At 71.9% G+C, this 18,499-nt stretch carries 15 protein-coding genes; 3 read left to right on the forward strand and 12 right to left on the reverse strand.

Going from position 1 to position 18,499, the window contains the following annotated elements; all coding sequences use genetic code 11:
* The first annotated feature begins 33 nt into the window (after positions 1–33).
* Complete coding sequence (locus ACFV1J_RS28690) at positions 34–669, forward strand: NAD(P)-dependent oxidoreductase (protein ID WP_385862822.1); 636 nt, start codon at positions 34–36, stop codon at positions 667–669.
* 251 nt (positions 670–920) lie between these two features.
* Here the strand turns inward: ACFV1J_RS28690 and ACFV1J_RS28695 are convergent, their stop codons facing one another.
* Positions 921–1,751, reverse strand: coding sequence for a nucleotidyltransferase domain-containing protein (locus ACFV1J_RS28695; RefSeq protein ID WP_385862824.1), 831 nt, complete (start codon positions 1,749–1,751; stop codon positions 921–923).
* A 38-nt stretch (positions 1,752–1,789) separates the two neighbouring features.
* Positions 1,790–2,302, reverse strand: a complete 513-nt coding sequence (locus ACFV1J_RS28700) for an NUDIX domain-containing protein (protein ID WP_385862826.1) — start codon at positions 2,300–2,302, stop codon at positions 1,790–1,792.
* A 184-nt stretch (positions 2,303–2,486) separates the two neighbouring features.
* On the opposite strand from ACFV1J_RS28700, the gene ACFV1J_RS28705 reads away from it, so the two are divergent.
* Positions 2,487–3,611 carry a glycerate kinase gene (locus ACFV1J_RS28705; RefSeq protein ID WP_385862827.1) on the forward strand — a complete coding sequence of 375 codons (1,125 nt, stop codon included), beginning with the start codon at positions 2,487–2,489 and terminating at the stop codon, positions 3,609–3,611.
* An 82-nt stretch (positions 3,612–3,693) separates the two neighbouring features.
* On the opposite strand, the gene pssA is transcribed toward ACFV1J_RS28705, so the two are convergent.
* The 10 genes from pssA to ACFV1J_RS28755 all read right to left on the reverse strand — a co-directional run bounded on the left by pssA (position 3,694) and on the right by ACFV1J_RS28755 (position 17,234).
* Positions 3,694–4,554, reverse strand: coding sequence for a CDP-diacylglycerol--serine O-phosphatidyltransferase (gene pssA, locus ACFV1J_RS28710; RefSeq protein ID WP_030412971.1), 861 nt, complete (start codon positions 4,552–4,554; stop codon positions 3,694–3,696).
* Positions 4,541–5,188 (reverse strand): phosphatidylserine decarboxylase, encoded by a 648-nt coding sequence (locus tag ACFV1J_RS28715; RefSeq protein WP_030807016.1) that lies wholly within the window; start codon positions 5,186–5,188, stop codon positions 4,541–4,543. Before ACFV1J_RS28715 ends, pssA begins: the two co-directional genes overlap by 14 nt.
* 169 nt (positions 5,189–5,357) lie before the next feature.
* A complete protein-coding gene (locus ACFV1J_RS28720; protein WP_030412969.1) occupies positions 5,358–6,563 on the reverse strand; it encodes an acyl-CoA dehydrogenase family protein in 1,206 nt (401 codons plus the stop codon).
* 5 nt (positions 6,564–6,568) lie between these two features.
* Positions 6,569–7,093, reverse strand: coding sequence for a MaoC family dehydratase (locus ACFV1J_RS28725; protein WP_201805227.1), 525 nt, complete (start codon positions 7,091–7,093; stop codon positions 6,569–6,571).
* 5 nt (positions 7,094–7,098) lie between these two features.
* On the reverse strand, positions 7,099–8,061 hold the full coding sequence (locus tag ACFV1J_RS28730; RefSeq protein ID WP_385862828.1) for an HpcH/HpaI aldolase/citrate lyase family protein: 963 nt from the start codon (positions 8,059–8,061) through the stop codon (positions 7,099–7,101).
* On the reverse strand, positions 8,058–10,094 hold the full coding sequence (locus ACFV1J_RS28735) for a protein meaA (RefSeq protein ID WP_385862830.1): 2,037 nt from the start codon (positions 10,092–10,094) through the stop codon (positions 8,058–8,060). Before ACFV1J_RS28735 ends, ACFV1J_RS28730 begins: the two co-directional genes overlap by 4 nt.
* A 15-nt stretch (positions 10,095–10,109) precedes the next feature.
* Positions 10,110–11,447: a crotonyl-CoA carboxylase/reductase gene (gene ccrA / locus ACFV1J_RS28740; protein ID WP_385862832.1), complete on the reverse strand. Its 1,338-nt coding sequence runs from the start codon at positions 11,445–11,447 to the stop codon at positions 10,110–10,112.
* 454 nt (positions 11,448–11,901) lie between these two features.
* Complete coding sequence (locus tag ACFV1J_RS28745; RefSeq protein ID WP_385862834.1) at positions 11,902–14,424, reverse strand: AAA family ATPase; 2,523 nt, start codon at positions 14,422–14,424, stop codon at positions 11,902–11,904.
* Between the two features lie 49 nt (positions 14,425–14,473).
* Positions 14,474–15,277 carry a TetR family transcriptional regulator gene (locus ACFV1J_RS28750; protein ID WP_385862836.1) on the reverse strand — a complete coding sequence of 268 codons (804 nt, stop codon included), beginning with the start codon at positions 15,275–15,277 and terminating at the stop codon, positions 14,474–14,476.
* A 136-nt stretch (positions 15,278–15,413) separates the two neighbouring features.
* Positions 15,414–17,234 carry a 3-hydroxyacyl-CoA dehydrogenase family protein gene (locus tag ACFV1J_RS28755; RefSeq protein WP_385862838.1) on the reverse strand — a complete coding sequence of 607 codons (1,821 nt, stop codon included), beginning with the start codon at positions 17,232–17,234 and terminating at the stop codon, positions 15,414–15,416.
* A gap of 395 nt (positions 17,235–17,629) precedes the next feature.
* Here ACFV1J_RS28755 and ACFV1J_RS28760 point away from each other — a divergent pair, with 395 nt between their 5' ends.
* Positions 17,630–18,319, forward strand: coding sequence for a HEAT repeat domain-containing protein (locus ACFV1J_RS28760; RefSeq protein WP_385862840.1), 690 nt, complete (start codon positions 17,630–17,632; stop codon positions 18,317–18,319).
* Positions 18,320–18,499: the final 180 nt, after the last annotated feature.

The raw sequence follows: 18,499 nt of genomic DNA on the forward strand, positions 1-18,499 counted from the left end.
TTCCGCAGCCTTCACCTCGTCCCGGGAGGGACCATGAAACTCACCGTCCTCGGTGCCTCCGGCGGCGTCGGCCGGCAGCTCGTCACCCACGCCCTCGCCGACGGCCACGAGGTGACCGCCGCGCTGCGCAGCCCGGAGAAGCTGACCGAACGCCACGAGCGGCTGACGGTCGTCCGCACCGACCCGCTGGACCCCGTCTCCCTCAAAACCGTGATCGACGGCGCCGACGCGGTGCTCTCCGGCATCGGCCAGGCCGGCCGGCACGATCCGCTGCGTCCGGCGTCCACCTCCGCCCGGGCCGCGGTCGAGGCGATGACCGCCACCGGTGTACGGCGGCTCCTGATGGTCAGCGCGGGTCCGCTCAACCGCACCGGCGCCGGCCAACCGTTCCTCAGCCACCGGGTCTTCGGGCCCCTGCTGTGGGCGGTCCTCAAGGAGCTCTACACCGACCTGGCGCGGATGGAGACGGTGCTGCGCGACAGCGGCCTCGACTGGACCGCGGTCCGCCCGCCCCGGCTGCTCGACACCCCCGGCGAGGGCCGCTACCGCCATGCCGTCGAGGCCGGACCGGCCGGGTCCGTCATCGCCCGCGCCGACGTGGCCCGGGCCATGCTCGATTTCGTCACCGACCCGCGCACCTACGGCCACGCGGTCGGCATCAGCCGCTGACCGCACGCCCGTTACGGCGGACCGCTCACCTACGGCGGACCGCTCATCTACGGCAGACGGCCCCCTACGGCGACGGCGGGCCGCTCACCTACGACGTACCGCTCACCCACTGCGGACCGCTCATCTACGGCAGACGGCCCCCTACGGCGACGGCGGATCGCTCACCTACGACGTACCGCTCACCCACTGCGGACCGCTCATCTACGGCGGACCGCTCAACTACGACGGACGGCTCCCCTACCGCGGACCGCTCACCCGCCTCCCCGAGACCCCGCCGCGACGACCACGTCCCGCACCTCGTCCACCAGCCGCTCCGCCTCCTCCAGCGAGCCGCGCAGCTCCGCTTCCGTACGGCCGAGCCGGGCGAGCAGTTCGGTGGCGCGGGCCGCGAAATCGGGTGGGGTGTCCGGCAGGGCCGCGGCGGCCGCGAGGGCGCCCTTCTCGTTGAGGCACCAGGTGCCGTGGTGTGCGTACAGGGCCTGGACGAGCTGGCCGACCGCGCGGGACAGACACAGTGCCGCGTGCAGCACGTCCTCGGCCGCGTACGACTTGCCCGCCATCGCCACCGAGAATCCGGCGTCCCAGACCGCCGCGCCGGTCAGCGACGCACGCAGCGCGGGAGGGTAGCTGCGGGTCTCCTCCTTGAGGGCGGTCAGTTCCCCGTCGGTGTCGGCGAGCACCCGGCCCAGGGCCACCTCGCCGGGGTACGCGGGCGACCAGAAGCCGAGCGGATGACCGGGCTGCATCCCGGTCTCGAAGCGGCCCGCCCGGCAGTCCGCCCAGACCCGCCGCACCCGGTCGAGGTCGCGCAGGATCCAGTCCACATGGCTGCCGTCGGGCAGGACGAGCCAGGCCCCGCCGTTCACCCACGGCCCCCAGGCCCCCGGCCCGTACACCTCGACCGGCCCGCCGGTCACCTCGGCGGCCAGCGCCTCCAGCGCCGCCAGATCGGGCTCGCCCCGGTAGTACACCCCCAGGTCCCAGTCGGAGTCCGCCCGGTGCGTCCCGCGCGCCCGGCTCCCCCCGAGCATCACCCCGACGACTCCCGGCACCCGCGCGACCTTCGCGGCGATCTCTTCCATGCCGGCCACCCTAGGCAGAGCGGTGGTCGGCGGTCACGTCATTTCCGGGCGCCGGCCGCTCCCACGGGCGGGACGCCGTCCTCCAGCTCGGCCGGGCCACAGCCGTCCGCGAGGGCCTTGAGGGCGGCGCCGATGCGCAGCGCCATCTCCTGGTTGACCAGCGTCCTGGCCTCCTCCCAGTCGACCAGGCGCCAGGACAGCAGCTCCTCCTCCTGGAGCCGGATCGCGGCGAACTGGTCCGCCTCCAGCACCCCGCCGTCGAAGAGGTACGACACCAGCGGCGGCCGCCCCTGCCCGCGGACCCAGTCGACCGCGAGCAGCGGACCCAGCTCGACGTCCAGGCCGATCTCCTCGGCGGTCTCGCGGCGGGCGGCCTGGCGCGGCGACTCGCCGGAGTCCGACTCGACGGTGCCGCCCGGCAGGATCCAGGTGTCGCGGTAGTTGGGCTCCACGAGCAGGATGCGGCCCTGCGCGTCACGGAAGAGGGCGCCGGCGCCCGCGAGCACACGGGGCAGGCCGGCGATGTAACTGGCGTAATCCAAGGTCGTCACGGGCGCGAGCCTAGAGCCTGCCCGGGGGATCTTCGAGGCGCATTCCGGGGCGCTCGAAGCGTCCGCGGATCGGAGTGCCCTGTTCGCGACGCCGCGCGCCGGATAAGGTCACAGCGGCGCGACTGCCAGTTCGAAAGCAAGGGGAAACACGGTGGCGGACGCAGCAAGGACAAACTCAGCACGGGTGCTGATCGCCGCGGACAAGTTCAAGGGTTCGCTCACGGCCGTCGAGGTCGCCGAGCACGTCACGGCCGGTCTGCGGCGCGTGGTCCCCGATCTGGACGTGGCGGCCGTGCCGGTCGCGGACGGCGGTGACGGGACCGTCGCCGCGGCACTCGCGGCCGGCTTCACCCGTCACGAGGCGCGGGTCACCGGCCCCACCGGCACCCCGGTGACGGCCACCTTCGCGCTGCGCGAGGACGGCACCGCGGTCGTCGAGATGGCGGAGGCGTCCGGCCTCCAGCACCTCCCGGCGGGCGTCTTCGCACCCCTGACGGCGACCACGTACGGCACCGGCGAGCTGCTGCTCGCGGCCCTGGACGCGGGCGCGACCACGATCGTCTTCGGCGTCGGCGGCAGCGCCACGACCGACGGCGGCGCGGGCATGCTCGCGGCGCTGGGCGCCCGGTTCCTGGACGCGGACGGCAAGCCGGTCGCCCCCGGCGGCGGGCCGCTGCGCGAGCTGGCCACCGCCGACCTGTCGGGGCTGGACCCCCGGCTGGCCGGGACGGAGGTCGTGCTCGCCAGCGACGTGGACAATCCGCTGACCGGCCCCAAGGGCGCCCCGGCGGTCTACGGCCCGCAGAAGGGCGCCGGCGAGCAGGACGTCGCCACGCTGGACGCGGCGCTCGCGCACTACGCCGAGGTGCTGGAGCGGGCGGTCGGTCCGAAGGCCGCCGAGTATGCGCTGGCGCCCGGGGCGGGCGCGGCCGGCGGGATCGGCTACGGCGCGCTGGTGGGCCTGGACGCGACGTTCCGGGCCGGTATCGACGTGATGCTGGAGGTGCTCGGTTTTGCGCCGGCGCTGGCCCGCGCCACGTTCGTGATCACCGGCGAGGGCTCGCTGGACGAGCAGACGCTGCACGGCAAGGCACCGGCCGGTGTCGCGGCCGCGGCCCGGGCGGCGGGCCTGGACGTGGTCGCGGTCTGCGGCCGGCTCCAGCTGCCGCGGGAGGCCCTCACCCGGGCCGGAATCCAGCGTGCGTACGCGCTGACCGACCTGGAGTCCGACCCGGCCCGCTGCATGGCCGAGGCAGGCCCGCTGCTGGAGCGGGCGGCGGAGAACCTCGCCCGCGACTTCCTGGTCTGACCGGACGGACGGCACCAACGCCGGAGCCCCGGGCGCGGTGTGCGCCCGGGGCTCCGGCGTTTCGTGAGAAGTGCGGCCCCCGCTAGGGGAGCTGCGCGGCCCGCGACTCGGCGCGGGACTCACGGCGGTTGTCGCGGAAGGTGTTGACCCGGCGCGCCGTGGCGAAGACCGGGATCATGGCGCCCAGGACGATCTGCAGCGAGCAGCCGGTCTGCAGCAGCAGCTGGCCACCAGGGGCGTCCAGCGCCCAGGCCGCGAGCATGCCCATGCTGAGCACGATCCAGCTGAGCATCGCCACCGCGAGCCGGCCCCGCGGCTTGGGGTACTCGACCCGGCTCACCATCAGCCAGGCCACCCCGATGATCGCCAGCAGCGTCGGCAGGAACGGCAGCTCCAGCAGCACGATGGCGACGACGGTCAGTGCGCCGAACGGGCTCGGCATGCCCTGGAAGATGCCGTCACGCAGGGTGACGCAGGAGAACCGGGCGAGTCGCAGCACCACCGCCAGCAGCACCACCACCGCCGCGACCACCGACACCCGCTGGTGTGCGTCCTGGGCGACCATGCCCCAGGTCACGACGAAGTACGCGGGCGCCAGCCCGAAGCTGATCAGGTCGGAGAGGTTGTCGAGCTCGGCCCCCATCGCCGAGGCCCGCAGCTTGCGCGCCACCAGCCCGTCGAAGAGGTCGAAGACCGACGCGAACAGCATCAGGATCACGGCCATGGCCGCGCTGTGCCGCGCCATACCGCCGTCCTCGGTCCCCGTGAGGTGCGGGATGAGCACACCGGTGGTGGTGAAGTACACCGCCATGAAGCCGCAGATCGCGTTGCCGAGGGTGAGGGTGTCCGCTATTGACAGCCGCGTCGACAGCGGCATGTCGTCCTCGTCCTCGTCCGTCTCGGGCGCCCAGCCGGCCTGTGTCTCGGGATCAATCACGGTCAAGACGTGTCACCCCCGCGGTGGTGGCCTGGCCGACCTCGACCGCGACCTCGACGCCCTCCGGGAGGTAGACGTCGACCCGCGAGCCGAAGCGGATCAGCCCGATCCGCTCGCCCTGCTCCACCTTGGTGCCCTGCGGCACGTAAGGGACGATGCGGCGGGCCACCGCGCCGGCGATCTGCACCATCTCGATGTCGCCGAGCTCGGTGTCGAAGTGCCAGACGACCCGCTCGTTGTTCTCGCTCTCCTTGTTGAACGCCGGAACGAATCCGCCGGGGATGTGCTCCACGGACGTCACCGTGCCGGCCAGCGGCGCGCGGTTGACGTGGACGTTCAGCGGGCTCATGAAGATCGCGACGCGGGTGCGTCCGTCCTTCCACGGCATGATGCTCTGCACCACGCCGTCGGCCGGAGAGATGACGCGGCCCTGGGCGATCTCCCGCTCCGGGTCGCGGAAGAACCACAGCATGCCCGCCGCCAGTGCGGTGGTGGGCACGGCAACAGCGGCCCAGCGGCCCGACCGGCGGGACCGGGCGAGGCTGACCGCCGCCGTGGCAACGGTCGGCAGGAGCCACGGCGACGCTCCGCGCGCGAGGCGGACGCGACCGCGTTGTGCAGAGGATTGGCTGTGGGGCATGGATGACCTTCGTAGCGGAGGATGCCGCGTAGGGATACGGGGGACGGCGGCTTTCCCGGATGCTATCGGTTGCGAGCGGCAACTGGCCAAGAGCCAGAGCCAATCCGTGGCCGAAGAACAATGACGGGGTGTGATCTTCGTCTAGGCCAAAGCGGCCCAAACAGGACGTTCACGCCTGGATTCGGTACTCCTCCAGTAGCCGGCGACCAATGATCATTTTCTGGATCTCGGCGGTACCTTCACCGATCAGGAGCATCGGGGCCTCCCGGTAGAGGCGCTCGATCTCGTATTCCTTGGAGAAGCCGTACCCGCCATGGATGCGGAACGCGTCCTCCACGACCTCCTTGCAGTACTCGGAGGCGAGGTACTTCGCCATGCCCGCCTCCAGGTCGTTTCGCTGACCGGAGTCCTTTTTGCGAGCAGCGTTAACCATCATTGCATGGGCCGCTTCGACCTTTGTCGCCATTTCGGCCAGTTTGAACTGGATCGCCTGGTGCTGAGCGATCGGCTTCCCGAAGGTGTGCCGCTGCTGCGCGTACGAAACGCCCAGCTCGAAGGCGCGCTGGGCGACGCCGCAGCCCCGCGCGGCGACGTTCACCCGGCCGACCTCGACGCCGTCCATCATGTGATAGAAGCCACGTCCGGACTGGCCGCCGAGCACCCGATCGGCCGGGATGCGCAGCCCGTCCATGATCAGCTCGGTGGTGTCGACGCCCTTGTAGCCCATCTTGTCGATCTTGCCGGGAATGGTCAGGCCGGGCCGCACCTCACCGAAGCCGGCCTCCTTCTCGACGAGGAAGGTCGTCATCGACTTGTGCGGAGCGGTGCCCTCCGGGTGCCCCTCGTCCGTCCGGCACAGCACCGCCACCAGCGTGGACGAACCGCCGTTGGTGAGCCACATCTTCTGGCCGGTCAGGACGTAATCGTCGCCGTCCCGCACACCCTTGGAGGAAATGGCCGAGACGTCCGACCCCAGCGCCGGCTCCGACATCGAGAAGGCGCCGCGGATTTCGCCGGCCGCCATCTTCGGCAGGAAATAGTCCTTCTGCTCCTGCGTGCCGTGCTGCTTGAGCATGTACGCCACGATGAAGTGGGTGTTGATGATGCCCGAGACGCTCATCCAGCCGCGGGCGATCTCCTCGACGGTGAGGGCGTACGTGAGCAGGGACTCACCCAGCCCGCCGTACTCCTCGGGAATCATCAGGCCGAACACGCCGAGTTCCTTCAGGCCCTCGACGATCTGCGTCGGATATTCGTCGCGGTGTTCCAGCTCGGTGGCGACCGGCAGGATCTCCTTGTCCACGAAGTCGCGGACGGTGGAGAGGATTTCCCGCTGGATGTCGGTCAGGCCCTCGGTCTGCGCAAGTCGGGTCATGGCGGTCACTTCTCCTTCTTGGCCGCGGGGGCCGCCAGCTCGGGGCGGCCGGGCTGCTCGCCGCCGCGCTCCTTGATGTACGTGGCCGTGGGGACCATGACCTTGCGGCGGAAGACGCACACCAGGGTGCCGTCCTGCTTGTAGCCCTTGGTCTCCACGTACACGATCCCGCGGTCCGACTTCGACTTCGACGGCGTCTTGTCGAGCACCGTGGTCTCGCCGTAGATCGTGTCGCCGTGGAAGGTCGGCGCGACGTGCTTCAGCGACTCGATCTCGAGATTGGCGATGGCCTTTCCGGAGACGTCCGGCACCGACATGCCCAGCAGCAGCGAATAGATGTAATTGCCGACCACGACGTTCTTGCCGAAGTCGGTGGTCTGCTCCGCGTAGTTGCTGTCCATGTGCAGCGGGTGATGATTCATCGTGAGCAGACAGAAGAGGTGGTCGTCGTATTCGGTGACCGTTTTCCCGGGCCAGTGCTTGTACACGTCGCCGACGGTGAACTCTTCATAGGTGCGGCCGAACTGCATCGCGCTCATGCCTCCGGGGCTTCGAACTTGGATGTACGGATCATGCCGGCGGCCCGGCCCTTGCCGGCGATGACCAGTGCCATCTTCCGGCTCGCCTCGTCGATCATCTCGTCGCCGAGCATCGCAGATCCCTTCTTGCCGCCCGCCTCCGAGGTGTGCCACTCGTAGGCGTCCAGGATCAGCTCGGCGTGGTCGTAGTCCTCCTGGGACGGTGAGAACACCTCGTTGGCGGCCTCGACCTGGCCCGGGTGCAGCACCCACTTGCCGTCGAAGCCGAGTGCGGCGGCGCGACCGGCGACCTCCCGGTAGCCCTCCACGTTCTTGATCTGAAGGTAGGGGCCGTCGATGGCCTGCAAATCGTAGGTCCGTGCGGCCATCAGAATGCGCATCAGAATGTAGTGATACGCGTCCGCGCCATAGCCGGGCGGCTGCTCGCCGACCACCAGGGACTTCATGTTGATCGACGCCATGAAGTCGGCCGGGCCGAAGATGATGGTCTCCAGCCGCGGCGAGGCGCCGGCGATCGCATCGACGTTGACCAGGCCCTTGGCGTTCTCGATCTGCGCCTCGATGCCGATCCGGCCGACCTCGAGGCCCATGGTCTTCTCGATCTGCGTCAGCAGCAGGTCCAGCGCCACGATCTGCTGGGCGTCCTGGACCTTCGGCAGCATGATGCAGTCGAGGTTCGGGCCCGCGCCCTCGACGACCGTGATGACGTCCCGGTACGTCCACTGGGTCGTCCAGTCGTTGACCCGCACGACCCGGGTCTTGCCCGTCCAGTCGCCCTCGTTCAGGGCCTCGACGATCGTGTGCCGGGCGCCCTCCTTGGCGAGCGGCGCGCAGGCGTCCTCCAGGTCCAGGAACACCTGGTCCGCCGGCAGGCCCTGGGCCTTCTCCAGGAAGCGCGGATTGCTGCCGGGCACCGCGAGGCAGGAGCGCCTCGGCCGCGGCCGGTTCGCCGCCGTCATGCGGGGACCTCCAAGGGGTCGAGCTGGTTCGCCGTCCGGATCTCGTCGACGATCCGGCCGATGATCTCCGTAATACCGAAGTCCTTCGGCGTGAAGACGGCCGCCACTCCGGCCTCCTTGAGCGCGGTCGCGTCCGCGGAGGGAATGATGCCGCCGACGATGACCGGGATGTCGTCGACACCGGCCCGCCGCAGCCGGGCCAGTACGTCCGGCACCAGCTCCGTGTGCGAGCCGGACAGGATCGACAGGCCCACGCAGTGCACGTCCTCGGCGACCGCCGCCGAGACGATCTGCTCCGGCGTCAGCCGGATGCCCTGGTAGATCACCTCGAAGCCGGCGTCCCGGGCGCGTACCGCGATCTGCTCGGCGCCGTTGCTGTGCCCGTCCAGGCCGGGCTTGCCGACCAGCAGCCGCAGCTTGCCGCTGCCGAGCTCGGCCGCCGTCTTGGCGACCTTCTCGCGCACCGCGGCCAGCGGGCTGCCCTCCTCGGCCGGGACCGCCAGCGGGGCGCTGGAGACGCCCGTGGGCGCCCGGAACTCGCCGAAGACGTCCCGCAGGGCCCAGGCCCACTCGCCGGTCGTCACACCGGCGCGGGCGCACTCCAGGGTCGCCGCGAAGAGGTTGGTGTCGCCGGCCGCCGCCTTCTTCAGGGCCGACAGCGCCTCCTGGGCGCGGCCCTCCTCGCGGTTGTCCCGCCAGTCGTGCAGGCTCCGCACCACCCGTGCCTCGTTGGCCGGGTCGACGGTCATGATGGCGGTGTCGAGGTCCGCGGTGAGCGGATTGGGCTCGGTGGACTCGAAGCAGTTCACGCCGACGATCTTCTCCTCGCCGGCCTCGATCCGGCCGCGCCGCTCGGCGTGCGCGGACACCAGCTGCGACTTGAGGTAGCCGGACTCCACCGCGGCCATCGCGCCGCCCATCTCCTGGATCCGCTCGATCTCGGCCAGGCAGTCGGTGACCAGCGCGTCCACCTTGGCCTCGATGACGTGCGAGCCGGCGAAGATGTCCTCGTACTCCAGCAGGTCGCTCTCGTGCGCGAGGACCTGCTGGATGCGCAGCGACCACTGCTGGTCCCAGGGCCGGGGGAGGCCCAACGCCTCGTTCCAGGCCGGGAGTTGGACGGCCCGGGCGCGGGCGTCCTTGGACAGCGTCACGGCCAGCATCTCCAGCACGATCCGCTGGACGTTGTTCTCCGGCTGGGCCTCGGTCAGCCCGAGCGAGTTGACCTGCACGCCGTAGCGGAAGCGCCGCTGCTTGGGGTTCTCGATGCCGTACCGCTCGCGGGTGATGTGGTCCCAGATACGGCCGAAGGCGCGCATCTTGCACATCTCCTCGATGAACCGGACGCCGGCGTTCACGAAGAAGGAGATGCGGGCGACCACATCGCCGAACTTCTCCGGCGGCACCTGCCCGGAGTCCCGCACGGCGTCGAGGACGGCGATCGCCGTGCTCATCGCGTACGCGATCTCCTGGACCGGGGTCGCCCCGGCCTCCTGGAGGTGGTACGAGCAGATGTTGATGGGGTTCCACTTGGGGATGTGGGCCACCGTGTACGTGATCATGTCGGTGGTGAGCCGCAGGCTCGGCCCCGGCGGGAAGACGTGCGTCCCGCGCGACAGGTACTCCTTGACGATGTCGTTCTGGGTCGTCCCCTGGAGCTTGGTGATGTCCGCGCCCTGCTCCTCCGCGACGACCTGGTAGAGCGCCAGCAGCCACATGGCGGTGGCGTTGATGGTCATCGAGGTGTTCATCTGGTCCAGGGGGATGTCCTGGAACAGCCGCCGCATGTCACCGAGGTGGGAGACCGGGACCCCGACCCGGCCGACCTCGCCGCGGGCGAGGACGTGGTCGGGGTCGTAGCCGGTCTGCGTCGGCAGGTCGAACGCCACCGACAGACCGGTCTGGCCCTTGGCGAGATTGCGCCGGTACAGCTCGTTCGACGCCTCCGCCGTGGAGTGACCGGCGTACGTGCGCATCAGCCACGGCCGGTCCCGTTCCCTTCGCCCCTGGGACTGAGGGTGACGTTCTGTCATCGGTGCCTCCCGGCCTCAGACGTTCCGGAAGCGGTTGATGGCGTCGAGGTGCTTGGCGCGCATTTCCTCGTTGCGCACGCCCATGCCCTCCTCGGGCGCCAGCGCCAGCACGCCGACCTTGCCCTGGTGCAGGTTGCGGTGCACGTCGTACGCCGCCTGCCCGGTCTCCTCCAGGGTGTAGGTCTTCGACAGGGTCGGGTGGATCTTGCCCTTGGCGATCAGGCGGTTGGCCTCCCACGCCTCGCGGTAGTTGGCGAAGTGCGAGCCGATGATGCGCTTCAGCGACATCCACAGGTAGCGGTTGTCGTACTCGTGCATGTAGCCCGAGGTGGACGCGCAGGTGGTGATGGTGCCGCCCTTGCGGGTGACGAAGACGCTGGCGCCGAAGGTCTCGCGGCCCGGGTGCTCGAAGACGATGTCGATGTCCTCGCCGCCGGTGAACTCGCGGATGCGCTTGCCGAAGCGCTTCCACTCCTTCGGGTCCTGGGTGCGCTCGTCCTTCCAGAACTTGTAGTCCTCGGCGTTGCGGTCGATGATCGCCTCGGCGCCCATCTTCCGGCAGATCTCCGCCTTCTGCTCGCTGCTGACGACGCAGATCGGGTTGGCGCCGCCGGCCAGCGCGAACTGCGTGGCGTAGCTGCCGAGGCCGCCGCTGGCGCCCCAGATCAGGACGTTGTCGCCCTGCTTCATCCCGGCGCCGTTGCGGGACACCAGCTGGCGGTACGCGGTCGAGTTGACCAGGCCCGGGGCCGCCGCCTCCTCCCAGCTGAGGTGGTCGGGCTTGGGCATCAGCTGGTTGGACTTGACCAGCGCGATCTCGGCCAGACCGCCGAAGTTGGTCTCGAAGCCCCAGATGCGCTGCTCGGGGTCGAGCATGGTGTCGTTGTGGCCGTCGGAGGACTCCAGCTCGACGGACAGGCAGTGCGCCACGACCTCGTCGCCGGGCTTCCAGGAGTTGACGCCCGGGCCGGTGCGCAGCACGACGCCGGCCAGGTCGGAGCCGATGACGTGGTACGGCAGGTCGTGCCGCTTGGTCAGCTCGGAGAGCTTGCCGTAGCGCTCCAGGAACCCGAAGGTCGACAGCGGCTCGAAGATCGAGGTCCAGACGGAGTTGTAGTTCACCGAGGAGGCCATCACGGCCACCAGCGCCTCGCCGGGGCCCAGCTCGGGGACCGGGACCTCATCGATGTGCAGCGACTTGCGCGGGTCCTTCTCCTTGGTGGACAGGCCGGCGAACATCTCGGTCTCGTCCTTGTGCACGGTCACCGCGCGGTAGGACTCGGGGATGGGCAGCGCGGCGAAGTCGGCGCTGGTGGTGTCAGGCGCAAGGATCGCGTCCAGGATCTCGTTCACGGTGTGCCTCCGGCGGTGGAGCCTCCCCTGCTCGAGCGGAGCCGAGAGCGCGGGGATTCGGGGGAAACGGCTTGAGGGAACGTCGGGGGTGGTGCGGGAGGTGGTGCCGTCGGTTCGGCCGGGGTGGCGCCGCCGCCGCCGTCTCCGCCGGTGTCGCGGAGGCGTCGGCCGTGGTGCCTGGCAGCGCCTTGGTGAGCGCGGAGCCCGGCGGATGCCGGGCGGGGTGCCTGTGACGCAGGCGTCCGGGCGGCAGCCGGGGAGGGCTGCTGGGACAGCCGGCGCACGAGGATCGCCTCGTCCGCCGGTCGCCCGGACACTCTCAACGTATGACACCGCGTGCCAGTCGACAAGACACTGAGTGCCAAGAATTTCTCTCAGATGTCATTTGCTCGGCACGTATGAGCGGCAGAAGGGCCGATGGGGGGCGTGGTCGTAACGGACTGAATTCCCGGTGTTACGGCAGGTGAACGGTGATGCGGTTAGGCCGTTCGGGTGGGACGTGTCCCGGTCGGGCCCGGGACCGCAGCCGCGCACGGGCCGCCGGCCACAGCTGCGCGGCGGTGTGCAGCACCAGCAGCCCGGCGGCCACGGCACTGCCGCCCGGCGCCCCCGCCCGGACCCCCGCAGCGAGCAGCCCGGCCGCGCCCACCGCGTGGAAGCGGTGCAGGCCGACCGCGGCCAGATCGCCGAGCCGGCTGCCGCGGCTGCGCTGCCAGACCCGCCGGGCCGCCCACGCCGTGCTCCCGGCCAGCGCCAGCTGCGCCGGCCACAGGACCGTCGGACCGTCCTCCACCAGCGCCGCCACCAGGCAGCCCAGCGCCCAGAGCACCCCACAGCACGGCAGGGCCAGCAGTCGCAGCAGCACCGGCCGCACATGGCGGGCCGCCTGCTCCACGGGCGGGCCCGGCACGGCGGGCGGCGGCTCCTGCGGGCCGCGGTCCGTCCCCGCCTGGGGCGCGACGGTGTCCTCCGGTCCCGCCGGCAGCTTCAGCCACGGCGGCTTGATCTCCCTCAGGCGCTCTCCCAGCAGCGGCAGGTTGTGCGCCCCGGCCTCACTGTGCGCCTCCCGCAGCAGCTGCTCGGCCGCCCCCGGCCGCCCCGCCTCGGTCTCCGCCTCGGACAGCAGCGCCAGCGCCTCCACCGTCACCCGTACGTCCCCCGACCTGCGCGCCACCTCCAGGCCGCGGCGCAGCAGCTCCAGGACCTGCCGGGGGTCGTGCCGGTGCGCGGCGCACCCGGCCAGCCTCAGCCAGGCGTGCGCCACGACCGTGAGGTCACCGTCGTGCGCCGTCGCCACCGCCCGGCGGTACGACAGCGCCGCCTCCCGGGCCCGCCCCAGCCGCTCCTCCGCATCACCCCGCGCCATCAGCGAGGTCGCCAGCCGGTGCCGGTCACCGCGCAGCGCCCAGCCGCGTACCGCCCGCCCGTAGTGGTGCGCCGCGGCGCCGTGATCACCGCGCTCGGCCGCCTGCTCGCCGAGGTCGTCGTCCAGCTCCGGCGACCGCACCCCGGCCCGGATGCGCGCCAGGTGGCCCGCCTCCGCGCAGGACCGGGCCTCCGGCCAGCGCTCCAGCGCGCGGTAGTGGCGCCGCATCATCCGCAGCAGCTCCGCCTCCCGGAGGTGGTCGGCGCGGTGCCGGGCCGCGAGCACGCCCTGCCGCAGCACGAACAGCGCGTCCACGGTCCGGCTGCGCCGCAGCAGATACGCCGCCAGGCGGTCCACCACCGGCGCGACCCGCTCGTACCGGCCCTGGTCCACCGCCTCCGCCAGGGCCGCCGCCAGTGCCCCGCGCTCCCGGTCGAACCATGCGTCGTCGGCGGTGGCGGCCCGCTCGCCGTAGTGGGCCAGCAGCCGCTCCCGCGCCGCGCCGCGCGCCGACTCCGGCTCCTGCGAGGCCAGTTCACCGACGTACAGCCGCAGCAGGTCGTGGAAGCGGACCCGGCCCTCGGTGCCGGTGGGGCGCAGCAGCTGGGCCCTGACCAGGCGGCGCAACGCGCGGTCGGCCTCCGCCGGCGAGACCCCGCCCAGCGCGGCGGCCGACTCGGCGTCGATCTCGGTGCCCGGGTGCAGCCCCAGCCGGCGCAGCATCCGCGCGTCCGGATCGCCGAGCGCCTGGTACGAGGCCTCGAACGCCTGCCGTACCGGGTCGAGTTCGGCCAGTCGCTCACCGGGCGGGCGTAACGCGGACAGGATGCGCTGCGCGCTGTCGTCGCCGTCCCGCAGCCGGCCCGCCACCACGTCCAGCGCCAGCGGCAGATGTCCGCAGAGCGCGGCGATCTCGTCCAGCTGCGACGGCGGGACCGGCTTGCCGGCCGCGGCCTCCAGCAGCGCCAGGGAATCCTTCGGACTGAGCGTGTCCAGCCGCAGCACGGCGATCCGCGCGTCCTCCGGGGCGGTCCGGACGGTGACCAGGAGGCGGTGGCGGCTGTCGGGGGGTATCAGCGGCACGAGGTGCTCGTCCGGCGCGGCGTCGTCGAGCAGGATCAGCAGCGCCTCGTCGGCCTCCCGCAGCCGGCTGCGGAACTGGCCGAGCAGCCCGGCCCGGTGCGGCTGGAGCTGGTCGCCGGGGATGCCGAACGCCCGCAGCCAGGTGCCCAGCAGCTCCTCCAGGCTCATCCGGCCGCCGCCGTGCGCCCGGGCGTCCTCGTAGAGCACCCCACCGGGGAACCACTTGTGCGCCTCGTGTGCGGCGGCCGCCATCAGCGCCGACTTGCCCACCCCGCCCTCACCGGTGACCGCTATCGCGGTGGGTGCCCCGGCGCGGCCGCCGGGCGCCAGCAGGGCCAGCAGCGCGGCGAGCGGGCCGGCGCGGCCGAGCAGGGCGGCCGGACGGGGCGGCAGCGCGTTCAGGGAGCGGACCGGGGCGGGCGCCGGGTAGATCTGGACCACGCCACCTTGGATGACGTCGCGGGCCTGCCCGCCACTGATGGTGTTGTGGGTGGCCGGAGCCGGCCCCGCCTCGCTCGCGTCCGCCACGCCGTAGTGGATAGCACGAGCGAGCCGGGCCCGTCAGGCCGTTACGGGATCATTTCCGGTCCTTGATCGCCTTGCGGATCGTCCGCATGACCTCCTCCAGCGGGGCGTCCGTACGGGCCACCGCGACCAGCACCTCGCCCTCCCGGGAGACGGACGCCGAGGGCTGCTCGCCCGTGGTGCCGCGGCCCGCGCCGATCCCGGCGCCGAAGGTCTCCCGGACGATCTCGAAGGCGTGGTCCAGCTGGGCCTCCACATCGCCCTCCGCGCCGGCCCGCAGCCAGCGGCGCAGGACGTGGTTGTGCGCGGTGACCACCGCGGACGCGGCGACCTCCGCCAGCAGCGGGTCGTCATCGCCCTCGCGGTGCGCGCCCTCGTCGAAATGGCCCAGCAGATAGCGGGTGAACAGCCGCTCGTAACGGGCCACCGAGGCGATCTCGGCCTCGCGGAGGGTGGGGACCTCGCGGGTCAGGCGGTAGCGGGCCACCGACACGGCCGGCGAGGCCGCGTACATCCGCATGACCTCCTTGATGCCGCGGCAGACCGTGTCGAGCGGGTTCTCGTGCGGCGGAGCGGCGTCCAGGACCGCCTCGGCCCGTACCAGGGTGTCGTCGTGGTCGGGGAAGATCGCCTCTTCCTTGGAGCGGAAGTGGCGGAAGAACGTACGCCGGGCGACGCCCGCGGCCGCCGCGATCTCATCGACCGTCGTCGCCTCGTAGCCCTTGGTCGCGAACAACTCCATGGCCGCCGCCGACAATTCGCGGCGCATCTTGAGCCGTTGCGCGGCCGCGCGGCGGGTGCCGGGGCTGCTGCTTTCGGGGGCGTCGGAGGGCTGCGTACGAGCGGGCTGGGACATGTGGGGACGGTACTGCATATTTACCCGGCCTGCGGCATGAGGTCCCACCTCCGCCCTCGTGAGCGGGGGTGGACCGCCGTCCGGCTCCAGCAGTCCACCCCAACCGGCCCCGTCCGGGCGGGGGCGCCCCCACGGCTCAGCGCCGGGCGTACTCACGGAAGCCGCGGCCCGTCTTGCGTCCGAGGCACCCGGCCGCGACGAGGTGCTCCAGCAGCGGCGCCGGGGCCAGCCCCGGGTCGCGGAATTCGGCGTGCAGGACCTTCTCGATGGCCAGCGAGACGTCCAGGCCGACCACGTCGAGGAGCTCGAACGGGCCCATCGGGTAGCCGCCGCCCAGCTTCATCGCCGCGTCGATGTCGTCCAGCGACGCGTAGTGCTCCTGGACCATCTTGATCGCGTTGTTCAGGTACGGGAACAGCAGCGCGTTCACGATGAAGCCGGCCCGGTCACCGCAGTCCACCGGGTGCTTGCGGACCTTGGCGCACACCGCCCGCACGGTCGCGTGCACCTCGTCGGAGGTCAGGACCGTCCGCACCACCTCGACCAGCTTCATCGCCGGCGCGGGGTTGAAGAAGTGCATCCCGATGACGTCCTGCGGGCGCGAGGTGGCCCGGGCGCAGGCCACGACCGGCAGCGACGAGGTCGTGGTGGCCAGGACCGCGCCCGGCTTGCAGACCTTGTCCAGGGTCTGGAACAGCTCCTGCTTGACGGCGAGGTCCTCGGCCACCGCCTCGACGGCCAGGTCCACGTCCGCGAACGCGTCCAGCGTCCCGGCCGGGGTGATCGCCGCCAGCGCCGCGTCCCGGGCCTCGGCGGTCAGCCGGCCCTTGTCCACGGACCGGCCCAGCGACTTGGCGATCCGGGCCTTCGCCTTCTCCGCCTTCTCCGCGCTGCGGGCGGCCAGCACGACCTGGTACCCCGCCTTGGCGAAGACCTCGGCGATCCCGCTGGCCATCGTCCCGGAACCGGCCACGCCGACCCGGGTGACCGTACGCCCGGCCGCGGCCTCACCGGTGGCCGCCGGGCTCTCCGCGTCCGGCACGACCGTGGCCGAGCCCGGCTCCTCGTAGGTGTAGAAGCCGCGGCCCGCCTTGCGGCCGGTCAGCCCCGCCTCGGCCAGCTGGCCCAGGATCGGCGCCGGGGCGTGCAGCCGGTCCTGGGACTCGGCGTACATCGCCTCCAGGACGGTCCGGGCGGTGTCCACGCCGATCAGGTCCAGCAGCGCCAGCGGGCCCATGGGAAGGCCGCAGCCGAGCCGCATCGCGGCGTCGATGTCCTCACGGGTGGCGTACCGCGACTCGTACATCGCGGCGGCCTGGTTCAGATAGCCGAACAGCAGGCCGTCGGCGACGAAACCGGGCCGGTCACCCACCGCGATCGGGTCCTTGCCCAGGTCGCGGGCGAGCTCGGTGACCGCGGCGACCGCGGTCGGCGCGGTGAGGACGGAGGAGACCACCTCGACCAGCTTCATGGCCGGTGCGGGGTTGAAGAAGTGCAGCCCGAGCACCCGCTCGGGACGCTGCGAATCGGCGGCGAGCCGGGTCACCGACAGGGCGTTGGTGCCGGTGGCCAGGATGGCGTCCGGCCGCACCACGGCGTCGAGTTCGGTGAACACCTGCCGCTTGAGTTCGTAGTCCTCGGGAACCACCTCGATGACGAGATCGGCGTCCGCGGCGGCCTGCAGATCGGTGAAGGTGCGGAAGCGGGCCAGGACGTCCTGCCGCTCGCGCTCGGTGATCCGCTCGCGGCGCACCGCGCGGGCCGTGGCGGCCTCCAGCGCGGCGACGGCATGCCGGGCCGCGGCCTCGTCGGTGTCGATGCCGATGACCTCGCGGCCGGCCCGGGCGAGGACCTCGGCGATGCCGGTGCCCATGGTGCCCAGGCCGACGACGGCCACGGTGGAGAGGGACAGTGGGGAAACGTCGGGGGCGAGATCAGGGGTGGACGAAGGGCCCATCGCGAACTCCTGAGGGTGTTCCCCTGAAGAGCAGGGGAGAAGTGACGACTGAGGGGTGGCCGCGCGGACGAGGGGGCAGCGGATACGCGACGACCCTGGGCGCGGCGGGGCCGCGGAGGGCCGCAGCGCTGCTGGCAGCGCCGGCGGTGCGGGAGCTGCGGCGGAGGCCCTGTCCCGGGGCCGTGCCGTACTCCGTACTGATGTCGTGCTGTTGCGGTGCCGAACCGACTTCACTCTGTGGCGGCTGCGTCACCAGGCCGCCCGAGCAGGGGTGCTGCTCGTTCCAGCAGGTTAACCCGTGGGTAACCGCAGCGCCAGGGGTAATGCGGGTCATTAGTCTGTGGTGCAGGCCACGTCTCGGCAACCGGGGCGCCCCGGCGGGAGGGAAGCGGCAAATGGAAGACGAATTCCACGAGTTGACGGACCGGGTGCGGGCCGAACTCCGCTCCCCACAGGATCTGGTCGCCTACGAACGCCTGCTGGGGCTCGCCCGCAAGAACACCCCCGCCGGACGGGAAGAACTCGCCCGGATGCTGGTCGCCGTCGAACGCCCCCTGTGGGCCCGGGAGATCGCCGCCTTCATCCTCGGCTGCGCCGGCGACAAACGCGCCTTCGAGACGCTCGTCCTGCTGCTGAACTACCGCGATCCGGTGCGCTGCGCCACCGCGGCACACGCCCTGAGCCGGCTCGGCGACCCGCGCACCGCCCGCGCCGCGGCCGCCCTCGCCACGAACCCGCTGCGCACCGCGTACGCCCTGCACCCGGTCCGGCTCCTCGCCGAGCTGCGCGCACCGCAGTCCGTACCTGCGCTGATCGCGACCCTGGAGCGACTGCTGACCCCGCACAACCCGTACTGGCGGGTGGCGCTCGCCTGCGTCGAGGGCCTGGGCGCCCTCGGCGACCGCCGCGCCGTACCCGCCCTCACCGCCGCCACCGCCCACCCCCGCCTGGCCGCCGCCGCAGCGGCCTCACTGGCCCGCCTGGGCGTCCATGAGCTGCCGGGGGAGGAGGGGCGGGGCGCCGGGGGCGGAGATGGAGACGGGGCCAGGGCTGGGGCCGAGGTGAAGGAAGAGCCGGGTGCGTGAGGCGGGTGCCTGGAGCGGGTGTCGGAAGCGGGCGCCTGTAGTGGGTGCCTGTAGCAGGTGTCGGATGCAGGGGGCAGGCGGACGGGAATCGGGCGGACGAGCGATCAGGTGGGTGAGCGGTCGGTGGATGAGGGATCAGGTGGTGAGCGACCAGGCGGATGAGCGGTCAGGTGGTGAGCG

The organism is Streptomyces sp. NPDC059649 (assembly GCF_042734445.1).
GTDB lineage: Bacteria > Actinomycetota > Actinomycetes > Streptomycetales > Streptomycetaceae > Streptomyces.

Bases quoted from the DNA above. Each gene is read 5' to 3' on its own strand.
- ACFV1J_RS28690 (WP_385862822.1), top strand. From the start codon at position 34: ATGAAACTCACCGTCCTCGGTGCCTCCGGCGGCGTCGGCCGGCAGCTC.
- ACFV1J_RS28695 (WP_385862824.1), bottom strand. From the start codon at position 1,751: ATGGAAGAGATCGCCGCGAAGGTCGCGCGGGTGCCGGGAGTCGTCGGG.
- ACFV1J_RS28715 (WP_030807016.1), bottom strand. From the start codon at position 5,188: ATGCCCCACAGCCAATCCTCTGCACAACGCGGTCGCGTCCGCCTCGCG.
- ACFV1J_RS28720 (WP_030412969.1), bottom strand. From the start codon at position 6,563: ATGACCCGACTTGCGCAGACCGAGGGCCTGACCGACATCCAGCGGGAA.
- ACFV1J_RS28725 (WP_201805227.1), bottom strand. From the start codon at position 7,093: ATGCAGTTCGGCCGCACCTATGAAGAGTTCACCGTCGGCGACGTGTAC.
- ACFV1J_RS28730 (WP_385862828.1), bottom strand. From the start codon at position 8,061: ATGACGGCGGCGAACCGGCCGCGGCCGAGGCGCTCCTGCCTCGCGGTG.
- ACFV1J_RS28735 (WP_385862830.1), bottom strand. From the start codon at position 10,094: ATGACAGAACGTCACCCTCAGTCCCAGGGGCGAAGGGAACGGGACCGG.
- ACFV1J_RS28750 (WP_385862836.1), bottom strand. From the start codon at position 15,277: ATGTCCCAGCCCGCTCGTACGCAGCCCTCCGACGCCCCCGAAAGCAGC.
- ACFV1J_RS28755 (WP_385862838.1), bottom strand. From the start codon at position 17,234: ATGGGCCCTTCGTCCACCCCTGATCTCGCCCCCGACGTTTCCCCACTG.
- ACFV1J_RS28760 (WP_385862840.1), top strand. From the start codon at position 17,630: ATGGAAGACGAATTCCACGAGTTGACGGACCGGGTGCGGGCCGAACTC.